The 20,559-nt window shown below is 65.0% G+C and carries 22 protein-coding genes; 12 read left to right on the forward strand and 10 right to left on the reverse strand.

Translation table 11 applies throughout. From position 1 onward, the window contains the following. Positions 1-25 precede the first annotated feature (25 nt). The 6 genes from DMX06_RS16400 to recX all read left to right on the forward strand — a co-directional run bounded on the left by DMX06_RS16400 (position 26) and on the right by recX (position 3,942). Positions 26-577 (forward strand): glycoside hydrolase family 19 protein, encoded by a 552-nt coding sequence (locus tag DMX06_RS16400; protein WP_110738435.1) that lies wholly within the window; start codon positions 26-28, stop codon positions 575-577. Between the two features lie 32 nt (positions 578-609). Next, on the forward strand, positions 610-1,071 hold the full coding sequence (locus DMX06_RS16405; protein WP_110738474.1) for a lysis system i-spanin subunit Rz: 462 nt from the start codon (positions 610-612) through the stop codon (positions 1,069-1,071). A gap of 124 nt (positions 1,072-1,195) precedes the next feature. Then, positions 1,196-1,768, forward strand: a complete 573-nt coding sequence (locus tag DMX06_RS16410; RefSeq protein ID WP_110738436.1) for a hypothetical protein — start codon at positions 1,196-1,198, stop codon at positions 1,766-1,768. A gap of 30 nt (positions 1,769-1,798) precedes the next feature. Beyond that, the gene (locus tag DMX06_RS16415; RefSeq protein ID WP_110738437.1) at positions 1,799-2,281 is read left to right on the forward strand and encodes a CinA family protein; all 483 of its coding nucleotides are present in this window, start codon (positions 1,799-1,801) and stop codon (positions 2,279-2,281) included. A 104-nt stretch (positions 2,282-2,385) separates the two neighbouring features. Then, positions 2,386-3,462, forward strand: a complete 1,077-nt coding sequence (gene recA / locus DMX06_RS16420; protein ID WP_028690616.1) for a recombinase RecA — start codon at positions 2,386-2,388, stop codon at positions 3,460-3,462. A gap of 9 nt (positions 3,463-3,471) precedes the next feature. Beyond that, positions 3,472-3,942 carry a recombination regulator RecX gene (gene recX, locus DMX06_RS16425; protein ID WP_110738438.1) on the forward strand — a complete coding sequence of 157 codons (471 nt, stop codon included), beginning with the start codon at positions 3,472-3,474 and terminating at the stop codon, positions 3,940-3,942. A 52-nt stretch (positions 3,943-3,994) separates the two neighbouring features. On the opposite strand, the gene DMX06_RS16430 is transcribed toward recX, so the two are convergent. Next, positions 3,995-5,113 carry an LOG family protein gene (locus DMX06_RS16430; RefSeq protein ID WP_110738439.1) on the reverse strand — a complete coding sequence of 373 codons (1,119 nt, stop codon included), beginning with the start codon at positions 5,111-5,113 and terminating at the stop codon, positions 3,995-3,997. Between the two features lie 303 nt (positions 5,114-5,416). Between DMX06_RS16430 and DMX06_RS16435 the strand changes: the two genes are divergently transcribed. Beyond that, positions 5,417-5,623, forward strand: coding sequence for a hypothetical protein (locus DMX06_RS16435; RefSeq protein ID WP_110738440.1), 207 nt, complete (start codon positions 5,417-5,419; stop codon positions 5,621-5,623). Position 5,624: 1 nt separating this feature from the next. Here DMX06_RS16435 and DMX06_RS16440 read toward each other — a convergent pair whose 3' ends face one another. Then, positions 5,625-6,044: a quorum-sensing-regulated virulence factor family protein gene (locus DMX06_RS16440; protein ID WP_110738441.1), complete on the reverse strand. Its 420-nt coding sequence runs from the start codon at positions 6,042-6,044 to the stop codon at positions 5,625-5,627. 214 nt (positions 6,045-6,258) lie between these two features. On the opposite strand from DMX06_RS16440, the gene DMX06_RS16445 reads away from it, so the two are divergent. The 3 genes from DMX06_RS16445 to DMX06_RS16455 all read left to right on the forward strand — a co-directional run bounded on the left by DMX06_RS16445 (position 6,259) and on the right by DMX06_RS16455 (position 8,321). Further along, a complete protein-coding gene (locus tag DMX06_RS16445; protein ID WP_110738442.1) occupies positions 6,259-6,969 on the forward strand; it encodes a tRNA-uridine aminocarboxypropyltransferase in 711 nt (236 codons plus the stop codon). 257 nt (positions 6,970-7,226) lie between these two features. Further along, entirely contained in the window at positions 7,227-7,877 is a 651-nt protein-coding gene (erdR, locus tag DMX06_RS16450; protein WP_110738443.1) for a response regulator transcription factor ErdR, read from the forward strand. A gap of 78 nt (positions 7,878-7,955) precedes the next feature. Beyond that, the gene (locus DMX06_RS16455; protein WP_110738444.1) at positions 7,956-8,321 is read left to right on the forward strand and encodes a diacylglycerol kinase; all 366 of its coding nucleotides are present in this window, start codon (positions 7,956-7,958) and stop codon (positions 8,319-8,321) included. Between the two features lie 4 nt (positions 8,322-8,325). On the opposite strand, the gene finR is transcribed toward DMX06_RS16455, so the two are convergent. Beyond that, positions 8,326-9,252 carry a LysR family transcriptional regulator FinR gene (gene finR, locus DMX06_RS16460; RefSeq protein WP_110738445.1) on the reverse strand — a complete coding sequence of 309 codons (927 nt, stop codon included), beginning with the start codon at positions 9,250-9,252 and terminating at the stop codon, positions 8,326-8,328. Between the two features lie 120 nt (positions 9,253-9,372). Here finR and fpr point away from each other — a divergent pair, with 120 nt between their 5' ends. Continuing rightward, positions 9,373-10,152, forward strand: a complete 780-nt coding sequence (gene fpr / locus DMX06_RS16465) for a ferredoxin-NADP reductase (protein ID WP_110738446.1) — start codon at positions 9,373-9,375, stop codon at positions 10,150-10,152. A gap of 171 nt (positions 10,153-10,323) precedes the next feature. Here fpr and tsaA read toward each other — a convergent pair whose 3' ends face one another. From tsaA to rimO, 5 genes are all read right to left on the reverse strand, one after another. Next, complete coding sequence (gene tsaA, locus DMX06_RS16470; protein ID WP_110738447.1) at positions 10,324-11,019, reverse strand: tRNA (N6-threonylcarbamoyladenosine(37)-N6)-methyltransferase TrmO; 696 nt, start codon at positions 11,017-11,019, stop codon at positions 10,324-10,326. Positions 11,020-11,025: 6 nt separating this feature from the next. Continuing rightward, entirely contained in the window at positions 11,026-11,487 is a 462-nt protein-coding gene (locus tag DMX06_RS16475) for a DUF1456 family protein (protein ID WP_110738448.1), read from the reverse strand. Positions 11,488-11,537: 50 nt separating this feature from the next. After that, positions 11,538-12,248, reverse strand: a complete 711-nt coding sequence (locus DMX06_RS16480; protein ID WP_110738449.1) for an rRNA pseudouridine synthase — start codon at positions 12,246-12,248, stop codon at positions 11,538-11,540. Between the two features lie 121 nt (positions 12,249-12,369). Then, entirely contained in the window at positions 12,370-12,828 is a 459-nt protein-coding gene (locus tag DMX06_RS16485) for a GNAT family N-acetyltransferase (protein WP_110738450.1), read from the reverse strand. Positions 12,829-12,913: 85 nt separating this feature from the next. Further along, positions 12,914-14,245, reverse strand: a complete 1,332-nt coding sequence (gene rimO / locus DMX06_RS16490) for a 30S ribosomal protein S12 methylthiotransferase RimO (RefSeq protein WP_110738451.1) — start codon at positions 14,243-14,245, stop codon at positions 12,914-12,916. Positions 14,246-14,480: 235 nt separating this feature from the next. On the opposite strand from rimO, the gene DMX06_RS16495 reads away from it, so the two are divergent. After that, a complete protein-coding gene (locus DMX06_RS16495) occupies positions 14,481-16,379 on the forward strand; it encodes a potassium transporter Kup (protein ID WP_110738452.1) in 1,899 nt (632 codons plus the stop codon). A gap of 102 nt (positions 16,380-16,481) precedes the next feature. On the opposite strand, the gene DMX06_RS16500 is transcribed toward DMX06_RS16495, so the two are convergent. Both DMX06_RS16500 and mprF read right to left on the reverse strand, forming a co-directional pair. After that, on the reverse strand, positions 16,482-17,774 hold the full coding sequence (locus DMX06_RS16500; RefSeq protein ID WP_110738453.1) for a virulence factor family protein: 1,293 nt from the start codon (positions 17,772-17,774) through the stop codon (positions 16,482-16,484). Further along, positions 17,774-20,416 carry a bifunctional lysylphosphatidylglycerol flippase/synthetase MprF gene (gene mprF / locus DMX06_RS16505; RefSeq protein ID WP_110738454.1) on the reverse strand — a complete coding sequence of 881 codons (2,643 nt, stop codon included), beginning with the start codon at positions 20,414-20,416 and terminating at the stop codon, positions 17,774-17,776. Before mprF ends, DMX06_RS16500 begins: the two co-directional genes overlap by 1 nt. Positions 20,417-20,559: the final 143 nt, after the last annotated feature.

Below are 20,559 nucleotides of genomic sequence, written 5' to 3' on the forward strand. Positions count from 1 at the left end.
TCAGACCGCAATGGAGAATGCACCGATGCCGCTCACTGAACAGCAACTCAAACAGATCTACCCGCTCGCCGGCCAGCGCGTCACCGCCTTCCTGCCGGCGCTGAACACGGCCATGGCCAACTGGGAGATCGACCACCCCAAGCGCATTGCCGCGTTCCTGGCCCAGGTCGGCCATGAGTCCGGCCAGTTACGCTACGTCAAGGAGCTGGGCAGCGACCGCTACCTGGCCCGCTACGATACCGGCAGCCTGGCCCTGCGCCTGGGCAACACCCCCGAAGCCGATGGTGACGGCCAGCGCTATTGCGGCCGTGGCCTGATCCAGGTGACAGGGCGCAACAACTACCAGGCCTGCAGCCGTGCGCTGTTCGGCGACGAACGCCTGCTGGCGCAACCGCAGATGCTCGAACAGCCGCGCTGGGCCTGCGAATCGGCAGCCTGGTTCTGGCACTCGCGCGGGCTCAACGCCCTGGCCGACCAGGGTGAGTTTAATCGCATCACCCGGCATATCAACGGCGGCCTGAATGGCCTGTCGGAACGGCTCGAGCTGTGGGCGCGAGCGCGGGAGGTGCTGTGCTGAGCCGCCTGCAATTGACGCTGTGCATCGGTTTGATGGCGGTGTCCGCGACGCTGGCCTGGCAACTGCAGGGCTGGCGCCTCGGGCGTCAACTGGCCGAGCAGGAGCAGGCGCTGGTGCAGCAGCGCCTCGACCAGGCCGAAGCGCTGCACGGCCTGCTGCTTGCCGAACGCGATCAACGCCTGGGCCTCGAACAACGCCTGCACGACAGTGAAACGAAGCATTTCCAGGAGCTGACCGATGCCCAACAGACTCAGGCTCGCCTGCGTGACCGCCTTGCTACTGCCGATCTGCGCCTGTCGGTCCTGGTCGAGCGCGACACCGCCTGTTCCCCAGTGCCTGCCGCCGCCGGCGCCGGCGGCGTGGATCATGGCCCCGTACGCGCCCGACTTGACCCGGCGCATGCTCGACGAATTGTCGCCATCACCGACGACGGCGACCGTGGACTGATCGCCTTGCGGGCTTGCCAGGCCTACATCCGTGCGCTGTCGCGCTGACCGGCCAAGCCTCGCGTGGACTGGACAGGGCGACCCAGGGCGATAACATGACGCGCTTTGGCGGGGGCTTCCCAGGGCGCCGCCGGGGCTGGTCGACGTTATCGCACGCAATGAAAAGGATGTCATGCAAACCATTAAAACGGCTGGACTGCTCAAGCTCTGCCAGTGGCTGCTCATACCGGTGAGCGTGCTGCCAATCTTCGCCATCGCCCTGTGGTTGCCAACCCAGGCCCAAGGCCCGCTGCCGGCCATGCTCGAGCGGTTTCTGCTAGAGGACCTGCTGGGGCGTGTAGGCCCCTGGTCATCGAACTTTCCGCTTGAATCCATGGCCATCGCCAATTACATCGCGATTGCCGCCCCCGTGTTCGCCGCCGTACTTGCCGTGATCTTCCTGCAGCCCGGTGCCGGGTTGCCAGCGCGCTTGCCCGTCCTTGCCTGGCATCGCTACCTGTTGCTGTACCTCGGTTGGGCCGCGCTCGTCGCATTCATGGTCCATTACAACTACTTCACCTATGTGGACTTTGCCCATCACCGCAGGAAGTTCAGCTGGGTCGGTGTGAACCCGGCGCTGTTTGCGTTCTTTGCCGCGACCATGCTGATGGCATTGGAATACCTGCTGTGCGTGAGCTACCTGCTTTTTGTCCATTACCCGGCCGGATGGCTGGCACGATGTCTGGACAAGTCTCCAGGATGTTAGGGTAGAGCCCATTCCCAGAAGGAGCCCGTCATGGACCCGATCACCGTACTCTCCACCCGCCTGGGCGAACACCTTCGGCGCTTCAACGCCCAGGTGACCACCGCCGAGTCCTGCACCGGCGGCGGTGTCGCCGAGGCCATCACCCGTATCCCCGGCAGTTCGGCCTGGTTCGAAGCGGGCTACGTCACCTATTCCAATGCCCAGAAAACCCGCCAGTTGGGCGTCCCCGAGGCGCTGTTCGCCCAAGTGGGGGCGGTCAGCCAGGAAGTGGTCGAGGCCATGGTGCGGGGCGCCCAGGCCGCCAGCGGGGCGCGCTTCGGCGTGGCGGTCAGCGGCGTGGCCGGGCCAGACGGCGGTTCGCCGGCCAAGCCTGTGGGCACGGTGTGGCTGGCCTGGGCCGACGGAACCCATGTGAGCAGCGAGCGCCGGCACTTCGACGGCGACCGTGAAGCGGTGCGCCGACAGACGGTGATCGCCGCGTTAGACGGCTTGTTACAGCTTGGCGCGGAGTAAATCGCCCGACGGGGGTTTGCGGAAACGAATCGCTGTGGAATAATACTGGCTACTTATACAGTTATTCCGGCCGTCAGGGCCACGTCGAACACGTGAGGATTTCAATGGACGACAACAAGAAGCGCGCCTTGGCTGCGGCCCTGGGTCAAATCGAACGCCAATTCGGCAAGGGCGCGGTCATGCGCATGGGCGACCACGAGCGCCAGGCCATCCCCGCCATCTCCACCGGCTCCCTGGGCCTGGACATCGCCCTGGGCATCGGCGGTCTGCCGAAAGGCCGTATCGTCGAGATCTACGGCCCGGAATCCTCGGGTAAAACCACGCTGACCCTGTCGGTCATCGCCGAAGCCCAAAAGAACGGCGCCACCTGCGCCTTCGTCGACGCCGAGCACGCCCTTGACCCTGAGTACGCCGGCAAGCTGGGCGTCAACGTCGACGACCTGCTGGTCTCGCAGCCGGACACCGGCGAACAAGCCCTGGAAATCACCGACATGCTGGTGCGCTCCAACGCCGTCGACGTGATCATCGTAGACTCCGTGGCCGCCCTGGTACCGAAGGCCGAGATCGAAGGCGAGATGGGCGACATGCACGTCGGCCTGCAGGCCCGCCTGATGTCTCAGGCCCTGCGCAAGATCACCGGTAACATCAAGAACGCCAACTGCCTGGTCATCTTCATCAACCAGATCCGCATGAAGATCGGCGTGATGTTCGGCAGCCCGGAAACCACCACCGGTGGTAACGCCCTGAAGTTCTACGCCTCGGTGCGCCTGGACATCCGCCGTACCGGCGCGGTCAAGGAAGGCGACGAAGTGGTCGGCAGCGAAACCCGCGTCAAGATCGTCAAGAACAAGGTTTCGCCGCCGTTCCGTCAGGCCGAATTCCAGATCCTCTACGGCAAGGGCATCTACCGTAACGGCGAGATCATCGACCTGGGTGTGTCCCAAGGCCTGGTGGAAAAATCCGGTGCCTGGTACAGCTACCAGGGCAACAAGATCGGTCAAGGCAAGGCCAACGCCGCCAAGTACCTGCAAGAGAACCCGGCCATCGGCAGCGAAATCGAGAAGCAGATTCGCGACAAGCTGCTGACCGCTGGTGCCGCCGCCGCTGCAGCAGCTGCCGCCAAGGCCGGTGCAGCCGAAGCCGATGCCGACGACCTGGCTGACGCCGACGCCGGTTATTGATCTGCCTCCATGTCCGTCGTACTCGACACCCCCGTCGCCGTTCGGCGGACAGCCATGGACCTGCTCGCACGCCGCGAGCATGGTCGCGTCGAGCTGACCCGCAAGCTGCGTCAGCGCGGTGCTCCGGATGAGCTGATCGAGCCTGCGCTCGATCGGCTGGCCGAAGAAGGGTTGCTCAGTGAGGCCCGTTATCTGGAGAGTTTCATTCGCTATCGGTCCAGTGCCGGCTACGGCCCCGCGCGAATTCGCGAGGAACTTGGTCAGCGTGGTCTGAACCGCGGCGATATCGACCAGGCCCTGCGCGACAGCGAAGTGGACTGGGCGACGCAACTGCGCGATGTCTGGCAGCGCAAGTTCTCCGGGCAACACCCGCAAGATCCACGCAGCCGGGCGCAGCAGACGCGTTTTCTCGCCTACCGTGGTTTCCCCATGGACATGATCGGTCGGCTGCTCAGCGGACGCGATCTCGATGATTATTGATGCCCTGTACGGTTGACGCCCATGCGTGTCAGCCGTACAGGGCATTTTGCGTTCAGCTGACCCGCAACGCTTCCCGGGCGCGCTGGGTGGTGTGCATCGGCTGGGGTTTGGCCCAGTTTTCCGGCAGGTTGATGAAGTCCACCAGTTCGCGCAGGCGCCCCTGGTCGCGGCCGTTGAAGGCGAAGGTCAGGCGCGTCAGGTGGCTGAAGTTGCCTTCCTCGTGTTCGGCGCCGCTGTCCGGTTGCTGGTGGTACCTGCCGCTCAGGCGCAGGTCGGCGAAGCCTTCTTCAACATCATGCAGGGCCGCCTCGCTCAAGGGGTGGTGCATGCGGATCACGAACTGGCTCTTCAGCCAGCGGCTGGAGTGGTAGTTGCTGTAGAACTGGTTGATCTCCTCGACTGCCTCGTCAGCGCTGTGCACCAGGCGTACCAGCTTGAGGTCGCTGGGCAGGATGTAGCGGTTCTCTTCGAGCTGGCGACTGATGAAGCCCAGGGCGTCCTGCCAGAAACTGCCGCCGGGCGAGTCGAGCAGCACTACCGGCACCAACGGGCTCTTGCCGGTCTGGATCAGCGTCAGTACCTCCAGTGCCTCGTCGAGGGTGCCGAAGCCACCCGGGCAGAGCACCAGTGCATCGGCTTCCTTGACGAAGAACAGCTTGCGAATGAAGAAAAAGTGGAATGGCAGCAGCTTGTCGCTGCCGTTGACCGTGGCATTGGCGTGCTGTTCGAACGGCAGGGTGATGTTGAAGCCCAGGCTGTGGTCGGTGCCCGCGCCTTCGTGGGCGGCCGCCATGATGCCTCCACCGGCGCCGGTGATGACCATCAGGTCCGAACGCGCCAGTGTTGCGCCCAGTTCCCGCGCCAGGGCGTACATGGGGTGCTCCAGCGGCGTACGCGCCGAGCCGAATACGGTTACTTTGCGCCGCCCCTTGTAGTGCTCGAGGGTGCGGAAGGAGTGGTCCAGCTCGCGCAGGGCCTGCAGGGTGATCTTGGCGTTCCAGCGGTTGCGATCGTCGTGGGCCATGCGCAGCACGGTCAGCAGCATGTCGCGGTACAGCGGCAGGTTGGGGCTGTTCGGCGCGACCAGTTGCAGTTGTTCGTCAATCTTGCTCAGGTCGATGCCGTTGTCCCTGAAATAGGTGAACAGCTGCTCGTTCGATTGGTAAGGCATTCAACGTCTCCTTCTGCAGCAAAACCTCTGACCGGGTCGATGGCGTGTCCCGGCCGCGACACTGCGTGTGTCGCTGGCTGCTGTGGCTCGAGTGTGCCCCCCGAGCGTTGCAGTGGGCCTTCAAGGCCATGTTGCAGTGGCAATTCCATCGCGTTGTCGTTGTTATGGGTACTCGTTATCAATCTAGACGCTGGCGCGGCATCGTGCCGCCACAGACGCGCGTTACCGCCGGTCAGGCAGAAACCAGTGAAGGCGGGGCTTTGGTTAACTGGAGGCAGCAGGGCGATACAGCGAGGTGGCGGTATGCACCGGCTGGTGATCGAGGTGGATGGGCAACTGTTGCAGTTGCTCGAGCACGAGGCCAAGGCTCATCACCTGAGCCTTGAGGGGGAGTGCCTGCGCCGGCTGCAGGGGGCCGAGGCGCATTCGCGTTACCTGCAGGCCCTGCTGGCCGAATTGCGCGCCGATGATGAGCAGCGGCGCGCCAGAAACAGCGATCAGTTGGCCTGAATCACTTCTTCTTGTTGCCGGCCGCGCAGCTGGCGGCGTCGAAGGCCTGGTCCATGACCGGCTGGTTGGTCTTGTAGACAGTGAAGCGGTAGACCATCACGGCGCCCTTGGACATCAGCTGGCGGTAGCCGTTGTTGCGGCACACGCTGTCACCCAGCTGGCTGCGAACCTGCGCGGGATTGCCCTGCATGCGCTGGGCGTGCTCCTGGCGTACGCTCAGGTGATTGACCAGTGCCTTGCCTTCGACGGTGTAGCCCTGGTCGAGGATGTCTTCGTTGATGGCCCTTGGGGTGCCGACGCTGCTTTCCTTGGCGACCTTCTGCAGCATCTGGTTCAGCTCGTACTCCTGCTTGGACGCAGCCTGGGCGGCCAGCGGCAGGGCGAGCAGCAGGCTCAGGGTCGGGACGATAAGACGCAGCATGGATCTCTCCTGGTTCGATGACTGGCGCTTTGACCAGCGCCGGCGGGCGGCGTTCCATGAAACCGCAGGGTTTCCAGGCCGCCAGAGCTTGCGATTATAAAGGAGCGGCGCCGTTGGCTGCACGGCAAATGACGTGGGCTCTGGTAGACTGGCCGCCTTGTTTTCATCGAGTTGTCGCCGTGCCCCTCCCACTTCCCTGCCAAGGCCTGTTGCCATGAGCCACGCGGTAGCGCGCCTGCGCGCCGAGCGCCTGGCGCGCAGCATCAAACCCTTTGTCGCTCGAGGCTCGCGCGCCGAGCGCTGCCCGGATTGCCGGGTGATCGCCACGCACTGCCTGTGCGCCTGGAAACCCCGGGTGCCGGCCGAGTCCGGCATGTGCCTGCTGATGCACGACACCGAGCCATTGAAGCCGACCAACACCGGTTGGCTGATCGCCGATGTGATCGAGGACACCTCGGCCTTCGGCTGGCTGCGCACCTCGGTGGACGAGAGTCTGCTGGCGCTGCTGGACGACCCCCGCTGGCAGCCCTACATCGTCTTTCCGGGCGAGTTCGTCAAGGAAGATCGGGTGGTCAGCGAGGTCGTGCGGGAACCGGGCAAGCGCCCGTTGTTCATCTTGCTCGACGCCACCTGGACCGAGGCGCGCAAGATGTTCCGCAAGAGCCCGTACCTCGACCGCTTCCCGGTGCTGAGCCTGCAACCGGAGCAGATGTCGCGCTACCGCCTGCGCCGTTCCAAGCGCGACGATCACTTCTGCACCGCCGAAGTGGCCGCCATGTGCCTGGAACTGGCCGGTGACGGCCAGGCCTCGCAGGCCCTGGACGCTTACCTGGACGTCTTCAGCCTGCACTACCTGAGCGGCAAGCGGCGCCTGCCGCTGGACGAGCAGGACGAGGTCCACCAGCGTTTGCATACCTTCCTATAGTCCAAGGGGCAGGCGCGACGGATTGGTTCATACTGTCGGGGCTGGCAGCCAGGGTAGGCGGGTTCGACCGGGCAATTGGCTTGACCACCCGGGGCGTGCTCGGCATCCTTGGCGCCGCTTCGGGCACGACGAAGCTGCTGTTACCCCGGACTTCGCCGTGCCATCCCGGCCGGCGGCCCTGCCGTTCGCGCCATGAGTTGCCCGCCAGGCGTCTCCCGTATCCCCTGCGCCTGGCACAGAACAGGATCCATAGATCGATGGCCACATACGAAATCCTGATTGCCGATGACCACCCGCTGTTTCGCAGCGCACTGCGCCAGGCCGTTACCCTCGGCCTGGGCCCGGACGTGCGCCTGGTCGAGGTGGCGAGCATCGCCGAACTGGAAACCAGCCTCACCGAGAAAGCCGACTGGGACCTGGTCCTGCTGGACCTGAACATGCCCGGCGCCTATGGCTTCTCCGGCCTGGTCCTGCTGCGCGGCCAGTACCCGCAGATCCCGGTGGTGATGGTTTCGGCCCAGGAAGAGGCGGCAGTCGTGGTCAAGTCCCGCGAATTCGGCGCCAGCGGCTTCATTCCCAAGTCCAGCGAGCTGGGCAAGATCCAGGAAGCGGTGCGCAACGTGCTCGACGGCGATGTCTGGTGGCCGCCGCAGGCCTTCGACAAGGTCGATGTGTCGGCCGAGGCCAAGGCCGCCAGCGAAGGTTTGGCCAGTCTTACCCCGCAGCAGTTCCGCGTGCTGACCATGGTCTGCGAAGGGCTGCTGAACAAGCAGATCGCCTATGAACTGAACGTTTCCGAGGCGACCATCAAGGCCCACGTGACGGCGATCTTCCGCAAGCTGGGGGTGCGCACGCGAACCCAGGCGGCGCTGCTGCTGCAACAACTTGAATCGGTTTCGGCCAGCTAAGTACCTGTGCATTCACGCTTTTTTGACTCCGGTTGGAATAGCCTGCCGGCCTTATCTCCGGTGAAGTGACGGACACACATGTCGCCATTCAAAGGCCAGACCGGCCTCAAACGTATCGTCAACGCCGCTGGCTACTCGCTGGACGGCCTGCGCACCGCCTTCAAGGGCGAGGCCGCCTTCCGTCAGTTGGTGCTGCTCAACGTGGTGCTGGTGCCGCTGGCCTTCTGGCTGCCAGTCAGCCGCGGTGAGCGGGCGATCCTCATTGCCGTGTGCCTGCTGGGGCTGATCGTCGAGTTGCTCAATTCGGCGGTGGAGGCGGCCATCGACCGCATTTCCCTCGACCGCCACCCACTGTCGAAGAACGCCAAGGACATGGGCAGCGCCGCGCAGCTGGTGGCCATGAGCATGGTCGCGGCGGTCTGGGGCGTGATCCTGCTCGGTTGAGCCTTCAGGCGATCGGTGGCAGCACGATCTCGTCGCTGCGCCGCACGCCGGCGGTGAAGCTGCGGCACAGCTCGAGAAATTCGCGCATGGCCGAGGTCTGATACTTCTGCTTGTGCCAGATGAAGTAGAACTGCCGCGCCAGGTCCAGGGCCGGGGTCTCCACCGGCACCAGGCTGCCACGACGGAAGGCGTCGCGCAGGGCCAGGCGCGAGATGCAGCCGATGCCCAGGCCCGACTCCACGGCGCGCTTGATCGCTTCGGTGTGTTCCAGCTCCAGGCGGATGTTCAGGTTGGCGCGGTGATGGCGCATGGCCTGGTCGAAGGTCAGGCGCGTGCCCGAGCCCTGCTCGCGCAGGATCCAGGCTTCATGGGACAACTGCTCGATACCGGCATGGCCGACCTTGGCCAGGGGATGCTGGGGCGCGCAGAACACCACCAGTTCATCCTCCACCCAGGGCTGCACCTCGAGATCGGGGTGGTTGCAGTCGCCTTCGATTAGACCCAGGTCAATTTCATAGTGGGCGACCTGTTGCACGATATGCGCAGTGTTCTGCACGTGCAGCTTGACCTGGCTTTCCGGGTGCACCTGCATGAAGCTGCCGATCAGCAGGGTGGCCAGGTAGTTGCCGATGGTCAACGTGGCGCCGACAGCCAGCGAGCCGAACCCTGACTTGCCGTTGAGCAGGTCTTCGATTTCCTTGGCCTGGTCGAGCAGGGCCACGGCCTGGGGCAGCAACTGGTGGCCCAGAGCGTTGAGGCTCAGGCGCTTGCCGGCACGGTCGAACAGCTGGCAGCTGGACTGGCGCTCCAGTTCGGTGATCGATGTACTTGCCGCAGATTGCGACAAGGCGAGGACGCCGGCGGCCCGGGACACGCTCTGGTGCTGGGCGACGGCGACGAAGACCTGGAGTTGACGAAGTGTGAATCGCATATCTATATAACCGATAACACATATCTTGATAATTCAGTTAACAGATATTGTCGCTGCCCCTAAACTATCGCGCAACTGCGCGTCTTGCGCGCGCCGCGTTTTCCTTCAGGAGCCCCATCGATGAGCAACATGAACCACGAACGTGTCCTCAGTGTGCACCACTGGAACGACACCCTGTTCAGCTTCAAGTGCACCCGCGACCCGGGCCTGCGCTTCGAGAACGGTCAGTTCGTGATGATCGGCCTGCAGCAGGAAAGCGGCCGTCCGCTCATGCGCGCCTACTCCATCGCCTCGCCGAACTGGGAAGAGCACCTGGAGTTCTTCAGCATCAAGGTGCCGGACGGCCCGCTGACCTCGCAGCTGCAGCACCTGAAGGAAGGCGACGAGATCATCATCAGCAAGAAGCCTACCGGTACCCTGGTGCTCGACGACCTCAACCCGGGCAAGCACCTGTACCTGCTGAGCACCGGCACTGGCCTGGCGCCGTTCATGAGCGTCATCCAGGACCCGGAGACCTACGAGCGCTTCGAGAAAGTGATCCTGGTCCACGGCGTGCGCTACGTCAACGAAGTGGCCTATCGTGAGTTCATCACTGAGCACCTGCCGCAGAACGAGTTCTTCGGAGAATCCGTGCGCGACAAGCTGATCTACTACCCGACCGTGACCCGCGAGCCGTTCGAGAACCAGGGCCGCCTGACCGACCTGATGCGCAGCGGCAAGCTGTTCAGTGACATCGGCCTGCCACCGATCAACCCGCAGGACGACCGCGCGATGATCTGCGGCAGCCCGAGCATGCTCGACGAGACCAGCGAAGTGCTGGACAGCTTCGGCCTGAAGATCTCCGCGCGCATGCGCGAGCCGGGTGACTACCTGATCGAGCGTGCGTTCGTCGAGAAGTAAGGCGAATCGTAGTAACGAAAAACGCAGACCTGAGTCTGCGTTTTTTTATGCCTGCAGGATCTAGGTTGGCGGTGCCGGCCTCTTCGCGGGTAAACCCGCTCCCACAGATTTTGCGCAACCTGTGGGAGCGGGTTTACCCGCGAAGAGGCCTGGCCTGAAAACGAAAGAGCTTCAGCTTTCCCGCACCACTTCCAGCACCCGGATCCGATCCGGTTGCGGGTAGTGCCACCTGACTTGCACATCCCAGAACTTTACCCCGTAGACCCGCTCCGCAGGCGGTACCTGGTAGGCCGGTCGCGGGTCCTGCGCAAGACACTGTTCGATCAGCTCCACCAGTGGCTGATCCAGGCGCAGTGCATGGTCGCGGGCTTGGGGCAGGGCGCTTTCGCTCCATTCGACGGCAATCGCCTCTGGTGCATCATTGGCCATCAGGTTGCTCGCGCCGGCAATGCTGTCCGCATAGGGCACATAAGGCTTGATATCCAGCACCGGGGTGCCGTCCAGCAGGTCGATCCCCGACAGCAGCAGACGCCCCGGCTCGACGCCTTCCAGGCGCACCACCGACTGACCGATGCCATTGGGCCGGTGGGTGGCCCGGGTGGCGAACACTCCCATGCTCTTGTTGCCGCCCAGGCGCGGTGGACGCACTTTCAGGCGTGGCTTGTCTTCCAGTGCCTGGTGGAACAGGAACAGCAGCCACACATGACTGACCTGCTCCAGCCCTTCGACGGCATCGCCCTGGTCAAAGGGCGGCAGCAGCTCCAGCACGCCACGGGCGGCCGGCGCCAGCTGGGGCTGGCGCGGGATGGCGAACTTCTCCTTGAAACAGGAGCGGACAATGCCGACCGGCGAGACGGTATGCTGCATCCTGGCTCAGCCGCGCACGCGAAGGGTCAGGCCCTTGAGGAAGTTGCGCAGCAACTGGTCGCCGCAGGGGCGGTAGTTGTCGTGGCCGACCTTGCGGAACAGCGCGCTCAGCTCGGGCTTGGACACCGGGAAGTTGACCGACTTGAGCACCGCGTGCAGGTCGTCCTCCTTCAGCTCGAAGGCCACCCGCAGCTTCTTGAGCACGGTGTTGTTGGTCACCGGCACTTCGATCGGCTGCGCTGGACGGCTGTCGTCACGGCCGCGACGGTGGATTACCAGGCCGTCGAGGAAGTGCGCCATGACCTTCTCCGGGCAGCGCACGAAGCCGGGTTCCTCTTCCTTCTTGACGTAGCCGGCGATGGCCTCGACCGAAACCTCCAGGCCCGAGAGCTTGATGATCTCGGCCAGCTTCTGGTCGTTGGCCTTGAGCATGTAGCGCAGGCTGCGCAGTACATCGTTGTGGTTCATTGCAGCGAATCCTGTTCTGTTGCCGCGTCAGTCATTGCGCGGCGGTAATGCTAAAAGCGTTCGGTGGCGGCCACATAGCGCCACTGGCCCACTGGCAGCTTGCCCATCGACACGCCGCCCAGGCGAATGCGGCGCATCGCCAGGACCTTGAGGCCGGCGGTCTCGCACAGTTGTTCGATCAACCCGGGCTGCGGGTTCTTCAGGACCATGCGCAGGTGTTGCTCGTTCTGCCAGCTGGCCTTGGCCTTCGGCAGTTCGACGCCCTTGCGCTCGACACCGCGGGCCAGGCGGTCGAGAGCCCCCGGCTTGGCCTGGCCGCTGACCTGGACAATGTATTCCTGCTCCATGCGGCGCAGGTCGGCGTCGAGCTTGCGGGTCACCCGCCAATCCTGGGTGAACAGTTGCAGGCCGCTGGCGCCGGGCAGTAGCGGAGCGACACAGGCCTGGCGGGCGAAATGCCCGTGCAACGGGCGCACGCCTTCGCGGTGTGCTTCGCTGAGGCTGGCCATGTTCATGCCCGCCTGGGCGCTGGCGGCGTCCTGTCCGGCCTGCTGGTTGAGCAGCAGGGTCACCGGCTCCAGCGTTTCGGCGCGGGCCCCCGGGAGCAGTTCGACGCGGTGCCCGGCGACCTTGAACTGCGGCTGCTCGACCACCTCGCCATCGACCGTGACCCAGCCTCCTTCAATGTACAGTTCGGCCTCTCGGCGAGAGCAGCCAAGCTGTTCGATGAGGTGTTTGGAAAGACGAATGGGTTCGGACATGGACACGGGCATCACGCGGCAGGGAAAGCTTTCATTGTACCTGCCTGCGCAGGTTAGCGGCTGCAAATCGATGTCATTTCCGCCATTTCGGAGCGGGGTGGTGGTTTCCTTGGCTTTTGTCCTAGGACGTTGTACGAACTAGCCTCATATGCAGCAGGGGATAGGGCTGTCCCAGGCCGTCGGTTTCAGAGCGTCCGTACACCTCGAAGCCCTCGTGCAGGTAGAAACCCAGGGCCTGCGGGTTCTGCTCGTTGACGTCCAGGCGTTCTGCGTTGAGCTCGCTTACCGCGTGTCTCAGCAGGCGCTGGCCGATACCCTGGCCACGGTGCTCCGGCGCGACGAAGAGCATGTCGACACGGCCATTGGCCACGCCGGCGAAACCGAGGATGCGTCGCCTGTCATCCTTGCAGCAGACCAGCATCACCGCGTCGAGGTACTTGCGCAGCACGTGCTCGCGCAGCAGCACGATGTAGCCGTCGGGCAGGAAGTCGTGGGTGGCGCGCACAGATGCCTCCCACACCCGCACCAGTTCGGGGTAGTCACTCAGGTGGGGCGTTTGCAGCGTGACGGTGGGCGACATCCTGTGATCCTCGGGGCCATTGAGGAAAACATAGATGCAAAAAAATACCCCGCCAGTGGGCGGGGTATCTTCAGGCGAACATCGCTCAGACGGGCTCGGCCCACATGTCGTACTCGTCGGCATCGACGATGCGGCAACGGACCTTGTCGCCCGGCTTGAAGCCGTGGTCGCCGTCGATGAACACGCTGCCGTCGATTTCCGGCGCGTCGAAGAAGCTGCGGCCGACCGAGCCCTGTTCCTCGACTTCGTCGATCAGCACTTCGATCTCCTTGCCGATACGCTGCTGCAGGCGCGCGGCGCTGATCGCCTGCTGGTGCGCCATGAAGCGGTCCCAGCGTTCCTGCTTGACGTCGTCCGGCACTTCATCCAGGCCCAGGTCGTTGGCCGGGGCGCCTTCGACCGGCGAATACTGGAAGCAGCCGACGCGGTCGAGCTGGGCTTCGGTCAGCCAGTCGAGCAGGTACTGGAAGTCCTCTTCGGTCTCGCCGGGGAAGCCGACGATGAAGGTCGAACGGATCACCAGCTCAGGGCATTGCTCGCGCCAACTCTTGATGCGCGCCAGGGTGCGGTCTTCGAAGGCCGGGCGCTTCATCGACTTGAGCACCTTGGGGCTGGCGTGCTGGAACGGAATGTCCAGGTACGGCAGGATCTTGCCGGCGGCCATCAGCGGGATCACGTCGTCGACGTTCGGGTACGGATAGACATAGTGCAGACGCACCCAGGCACCCAGGCTGCTCAGGGCCTCGCACAGCTCGAGCATGCGGGTCTTGACCGGGCGGCCGTTCCAGAAGTCGGTCTTGTACTTGACGTCGACGCCGTAGGCGCTGGTGTCCTGGGAGATCACCAGGATCTCCTTGACGCCGGCCTTGACCAGGCGCTCGGCCTCGCTCAGCACTTCACCGACCGGGCGACTGACCAGCTTGCCGCGCATCGACGGGATGATGCAGAAGCTGCAGCTGTGGTTGCAGCCTTCGGAAATCTTCAGGTAGGCGTAGTGGCGCGGGGTCAGCTTGACGCCCTGCGGTGGCACCAGGTCGATCAGCGGGTTGTGGTCCTGGCGTGGCGGCACTACTTCGTGCACGGCGTTGACCACCTGCTCGTACTGCTGGGGGCCGCTGACCGACAGCACGCTGGGGTGCACATCGCGGATGTTGCCTTCCTCGACACCCATGCAGCCAGTGACGATGACCTTGCCGTTTTCCTTGATTGCCTCGCCGATCACTTCCAGCGACTCGGCCTTGGCGCTGTCGATGAAGCCGCAGGTGTTGACCACCACCACGTCGGCATCCTCGTAGGTGGGCACGACTTCATAGCCTTCCATGCGCAGCTGGGTCAGGATGCGCTCGGAATCGACCAGGGCCTTGGGGCAACCCAGGGAAACGAAGCCGACCTTTGGGGTGGCGGGAGTGGTGGACATGGCTAACCTCGGTATTGAATACAGGTCGCCCGGCCGGTAACGGGGGCGATCCTGGCGGACGCTTTTGGCGCCTCTGATCAAAAAGTGCGCAATTCTAGCGAGCGCAAGGTCGCTTTACCAGCAGAAATACGACGAACGCTGCGCTATGCTTCGCGCCGTTGCGCCGGGGCATCCGGGATGGCCCGGCGCGGGTAGGAATTCAACCGGTCTAGATGGCCGTCTGCGGGAGTGGTCGATGGTTCAGGCAAGCAGTCACGCCGAAGGCGGGCAGGGCGCGGCACGGCCGCTGGGCCTGCTGGTGGCCGCTGTTGGGGTGGTCTATGGCGATATCGGCACCAGTCCGCTTTACACCCTCAAAGAGGTCTTTACCGGCGGCTATGGCGTACAGGTCAACCATGACGGGGTACTGGGCATCCTGTCGTTGATCCTCTGGTCGCTGCTGTGGGTGGTGTCGTTCAAATACGTGATGTTCATCCTGCGCGCCGACAACCAGGGCGAGGGCGGAACCATGGCCCTGACCGCGCTGGCGCGGCGGGCTACGGCGCAGTACCCGCGGTTGCGCATGCTGATGGTCGGCTGTGGCCTGATCGGCGCTTCGCTGTTCTACGGCGACAGCATGATCACCCCGGCGGTGTCGGTGCTGTCGGCGGTGGAGGGCATGGGCCTGGCGTTCGAGGGCATCGACCATTGGGTGGTGCCGATTTCGCTGGTGGTGCTGGTGGCGCTGTTCCTGGTGCAGAAGCACGGCACGGAGAAGATCGGCAAGGCATTCGGCCCGATCATGGTCGCCTGGTTCCTGGCCCTAGCGGCGCTCGGGGTGCATGGCATCTCGCAGAGTCCGGAAGTGCTCAAGGCGTTCAATCCGGGCTGGGCGCTGAACTTCTTTATCGTTCACCCAGGCATGGGTGTGGCCATTCTCGGCGCCGTGGTGCTGGCGCTGACCGGCGCCGAGGCGCTGTACGCCGACATGGGCCACTTCGGTCGCAAGCCGATCGCCCGCGCCTGGTTTGCCCTGGTGCTGCCGGCGCTGGTACTCAACTATTTCGGCCAGGGTGCGATGTTGCTGCAGAACCCCGAGGCGGCGCGCAATCCGTTCTACCTGCTGGCGCCGAGCTGGGCGCTGTTGCCGCTGGTCGGGCTGGCCACCATGGCCACGGTCATCGCCTCCCAGGCGGTGATCTCGGGGGCCTTCTCCCTGACCCGCCAGGCCATCCAGCTGGGCTACGTACCGCGCATGCAGATCCAGCACACCTCCAGCGACGAGCAGGGGCAGATCTACATCGGCGCGGTGAACTGGACGCTGATGGTCGGCGTGGTGCTGCTGGTGATCGGCTTCGAGTCGTCCGGCGCCCTGGCGGCGGCCTACGGCGTGGCGGTGACCGGCACCATGCTGATGACCACCATCCTGGTCTCGGCGGTCATGCTGCTGCTGTGGAAGTGGCCACCGGTGCTGGCGGTACCGCTGCTGGTGGGCTTCCTGTTCGTCGACGGATTGTTCTTCGCCGCCAACGTGCCGAAGATCGTTCAGGGCGGCGCTTTCCCGGTGCTGGCGGGGATCGTGCTGTTCGTGCTGATGAGCACCTGGAAGCGTGGCAAGCAGATCCTGGTCGACCGTATCGATGAAGGCGCGCTGCCGTTGCCGGTGTTCATCGGCAGTATCCGCGTGCAGCCGCCGCACCGGGTCGAGGGTACCGCGGTGTTCCTCACCGCCCGGCCCGATGCCGTGCCCCATGCGCTGTTGCACAACATGCTGCACAACCAGGTGCTGCACAGCCAGGTGGTGCTGCTGACGGTGGTCAGCGAAGACCGGCCACGGGTGCCGGAGCATGAGCGGTTCGAGGTGGAAGCCTATGGTGACGGGTTCTTCCGGGTGCTGCTGCACTTCGGTTTCATGGATGAGCCGGACGTGCCGGCGGCGCTGAAGCTGTGCCACTTGGACGAGCTGGACTTCAGCCCGATGCGCACCACCTACTTCCTCAGCCGGGAAACGGTGATTGCCTCGCGCCTTGAAGGCATGTCGCGCTGGCGCGGGAACCTGTTCGCGTTCCTGCTGAAGAACGCCAACGGCAATCTGCGGTTCTTCAACCTGCCGCTCAATCGGGTGATCGAGCTGGGCACGCAGGTCGAGATCTGATGGTGCAAACATCGCGGGGCAAGCCCGCTCCCACAAGGCCTATGTAATCCTCGTGGGAGCGGGCTTGCCCCGCGATGGGCCGCAATGTGGCCCCTTTCCCTATCATTTCTCAGCGACGTTGGCCTTTCCCTGGCGGGTCTCGATCTCGCCGATCAGGCGCTTGGCCAGTGCCGGATAGTTCTCGTCGAAGTGATGGCCGCCCGGCAGCTTCATCCGCTCGCCCACGGCAGTCTTGTCGGTGCAGCCGCTTTCGTCGGTCTCTTCGACGCCATAGATGCATACCACCTTCGCTGCCGGCAACCTGGCCATCTCAGGCCCGGTCGGGGCCTCCTGACCTTCCTTGCCCAGCCAACCCTCGACCTCGATCTCGAAGCTGCCGCTGCGGGCGAAGGCCAGCAGGATGACCGCGTCGATGCGTTTCTGGTCTTCCGCGGACAGGCGGTTGTAGATGGCCGGCAGCACGTCGGCGCCGAACGAGTAACCGGTCAGCACGAAGCGCTTGGTGCCCCATTTCTGGCGGTAGTGCTGCATCAGTTCGGACAGGTCGGCGGCGCTCTGTTCCGGGGTCTTGTGCTGCCAGTAGTAGCGCAGGGTGTCGATACCCACCACCGGGTAGCCGAGCTTGGCCATCTCGCCGGCCACATCGCGGTCCAGGTCGCGCCAGCCACCGTCGCCGGAAAGGAACAGGGTCACGGTGTCGGTGGTCTGCCCGGCAGGGACTTCCACTACAGGAATCGCCAGGGCGTTGCCGTCGTGGCCGACCAGGGCCTGGGTCAGCTGGGCCTTGAGTACCTGGGGCAAGTGAATGTCGTAGTCGGCAATGCTGGTCTCGGCGTTGGCCTGGTCGCGCACGAAGGCGGCGCTGGCGTCATCCGGGTTGTCGTTCCAGGCCACGTTCCAGTGGCCGTGGGCGGCGGACTTGGGCAGGGCGGCCTGGCAGCCGGGTTGTTCCAGGGTGAAGTCCACCGAGATCGCCCGGGCCTTGTCGTCACCTTGCGCGGCCAGCCAGCGCCAGGCCTGGGCTGCGCCCGGGCCGATGCCGGCGACCAGGGTCGGCTTGTCGGCCAGGCGGGTGAGGGCCTGGTCCATCGCCGCCTGCTGCTTGGCGCAGTCGGCGGGTGGCAGGATCACCTGCACCAGTTGGGCCTCGCCGGCCTGGCTCAGGTCGAGCAGTTGCTTGTCGGTCAGGGCCTGGTCCTGGGGCACGCCGATGGCCACCCGGGCCTTGGCATGCACGCCGGGGGTGGCGCGGGTCAGGGCGCTGCCGTCGTCGAGGGTGAGGTGTTCCAGGCGCGCCTCGGGCGCCGGCCGGGTCCACAGCCAGAAGGCCGCGCCGCCGGCCAGCACGGCCAGCAACAGGGGAATCAGTACGTACAGCCAATAGCGTCGGATCATCAACGTTTCACCAATCCAGTCAGGCCGCCAGCGATCAGGGCGGCGGTGTCAGCCAGTGCCACCAGCGGGTCGAGCCCGGCCGGCACGGCCATGTAGCGGGGTTCCCAGTCCGGCTGGAACTTGTCCTTGAAGCGCCGCAGGCCCTGGAAGTTGTAGAGCTGCTCGCCGCGCTGGAACACCATCGAGCCCAGGCGCTGGGTCAAGGGGGCGCCACGGCGCGGCTGCAAGCCGGAGAGGGGGACCATCCCCAGGCTGAAGCGGCCATAGTCATGGCTTTTGTAGTGCAGGATCAGGCCGACCATCATGAACTCCATGGTCAGTTTCGGCGCCTCCGGGTGCGCGCGCATCAGGTCGAGGCTGGCCAGCTCGTTGCTGTGGGTTTCCAGCAGGTTGGCGAAGGCCACCGGGCGGCCCTGGAAGCGGATCAGCGCGATGCGGAAATGCTGCAAGTACTCGGGGCTGAAGCGGCCGAGCGAGAAGCCTTTCTCGCGTACGTTCTTGCCGCCGAGCCAGGCATCGGAGATTTCCTTGAGCTCGGCCAGCGGCGCCTGGCCAGGCTCGTGGATCTCCAGGCTCAGGCCGTCGCGCCCGCCCCGGTTCCAGGTGTAGCGCAGGTCCTTCATCTCCTTACCCTTGGCCTCGATGTCGAAGCGCCGCAGGTCGACCCGGGCCTCTTCGCCGAGCTTGATCGCGGTCAGGCCGATGTCCATGTAGAACGGCAGGTTCTCCGCACGCACCTGGTAGAAGACCGGGCGGGCGTGGTGCAGGTCGCACAGGTCGCGGAACTGCCAGATCATCTCGGCGCGTTCCTGGGCCGGACCGATCGGATCGTACAGGGCCACCAGGCTGCGACCGCGGCGGGCGTACATGAGGAAGGCGTTGTCGTTGGGGTGGAACAGCAGCGCCTTGTCGCCGGTCAGGGCCAGGCCGCCATCGGGCTGGTCGGAGGCCAGCAGGATACGATTGGCGCGTTGCAACTCGTCCTCGGATGGCAGGTGGATGACCGGGCGGGCGGTGCGCAGCAGCCAGGTCAGGGCAACGATCACCAACAGCACGGCGCTGCCGAGGGCGGCGCGCAGGCCGCGCGGAGCGTCGGCGTCGAGGGTGAACTGCCACCACAGCTTGTGGGTGTAGGGTACGTCCTGGTAGGCGAATAGCAGCAACCACACCGAGGCCCCGACCACGCAGGCGCTGGCCACCAGGTATACCGGCGAGAAGGGCAGTTCCAGCAGGCGGCTGGGGCGATAGAACGAGCGGCGGAACAGGGCGAGCAGGGCGGCGGTGAAGCACATCAGGCTAGCTTCTTCCCAGTCGAAGCCCTTGAGCAGCGACAGTACCGCGCCCACTAGCAGCAGCACCGTGGTCAGCAGCCAGGCGGCCGACAGGCGCCGACGCAGGCCCTGGGCGAGCAGCAGGCAGAGCACGCCGATCAGGCTGGCGCCGAAGTGCGAGGCATCGATCAGGCGGTGCGGGATGAGGAAGCCCATGTGTTCCAGGCGGCTGTCGATTTCCGGGGTGGCGCCGGAGAACAGCAGCACTACGCCGGAGAGAAACACCAGGATCGCCAGTACCGGCGCGGCCAAGCCGGAGGCTGCGCGGATCGCCTGCTGGGCGACCATCAGGCGGCGGGCCTCGTTGGCCAGCAGCAGCACGCAGGCAACCAGCAACGGCAGGACCACATAGATCAGCCGGTACAGCAGCAGTGCGGCGGCCAGTGGCGCGGCGCCCAGCTGGTTGGCGAAGGCCGCCAGCAGGATCGCCTCGAACACCCCGACACCGCCCGGCACATGGCTGAGCACCCCTGCGGCAAGAGCGAGCAGGTACACCAGAACGAAGGCGCCGAACGGCGGTGCCTCTGGCAGCAGCAGGTAGAGCACGGTGGCGGCGGCGGCGACATCCAGGGCAGTGATCAGCAGTTGCAGCGCGGTCAGGCGTTTGCCCGGCAGGCGCAGGGTGCGGCGGCCGAACTGCACCAACAGGTTGTCCGCCAACGGTTGTTCAGGCAGACGACGGCGATACAGGCCCATCACCAGGGCTGCGGCCGCTACCAGTACGGCGATTGCGATACCGCCCAGCAGCGGCGCGGGCAGGCGCAGCGCGGTTGCCGCCGCCGGCAGGTCGCTCAGGGTGGCCAGTGCCGCCAGGGGCGGGAGTGCGCAGCCCAGCGAGAGGCTGGCAAATACCGTCATGCGGGCGACTTCCGCGGCGCCCAGGCCTTGGCGAGCGTAGAGGCGATATCGTACCGAACCGCCGGACAGCATCGACAGGCCTATGGCATTGCCGATGGCGAAGGCACTGAAGCCGCCGAGCACCAGGGTGCGGGGCGGCAGTTGCACGGCCGCGTACCGACTGGCGGACCATTCATAGCCCAGCAGGATCACGAAGCCGACCACGGTGGCCAGGACCGCGCCGAGCAGCGAATGGGCCGGCACGCTGAGCATGGCATCGTGCAGGGCATAGATGTCCAGCTCGCTCAGCAGGTGACGACAGGCGATCAGGCCCATGGCAAACAGCACCAGGGTCACTGCCAACCCCAGCGGCTGGCGGTACTTGCTCAGGCGTTCGAGCCAGGGCAGGCGGTGGGCTGCCGCGGGCAAGGCCGCTGTCAGCGGTGCCTGGGTCTCGGGAGTGGGGGCGGTCATGGGGTGCCTCGTGCGGTCAGCGCGAGGTGGAGGCAAGGTACGGCCAAGTGAAAGTCCCTTTGGAAAAACGTATCCGAATATTACTCCGGGCCGACGGCTTAATCTGTTTCAGGATAGTTAAAGATAGTTCATTCAGCCGCAAG

This window comes from Pseudomonas mosselii (genome assembly GCF_003205295.1).
Lineage (GTDB): Bacteria > Pseudomonadota > Gammaproteobacteria > Pseudomonadales > Pseudomonadaceae > Aquipseudomonas > Aquipseudomonas mosselii_B.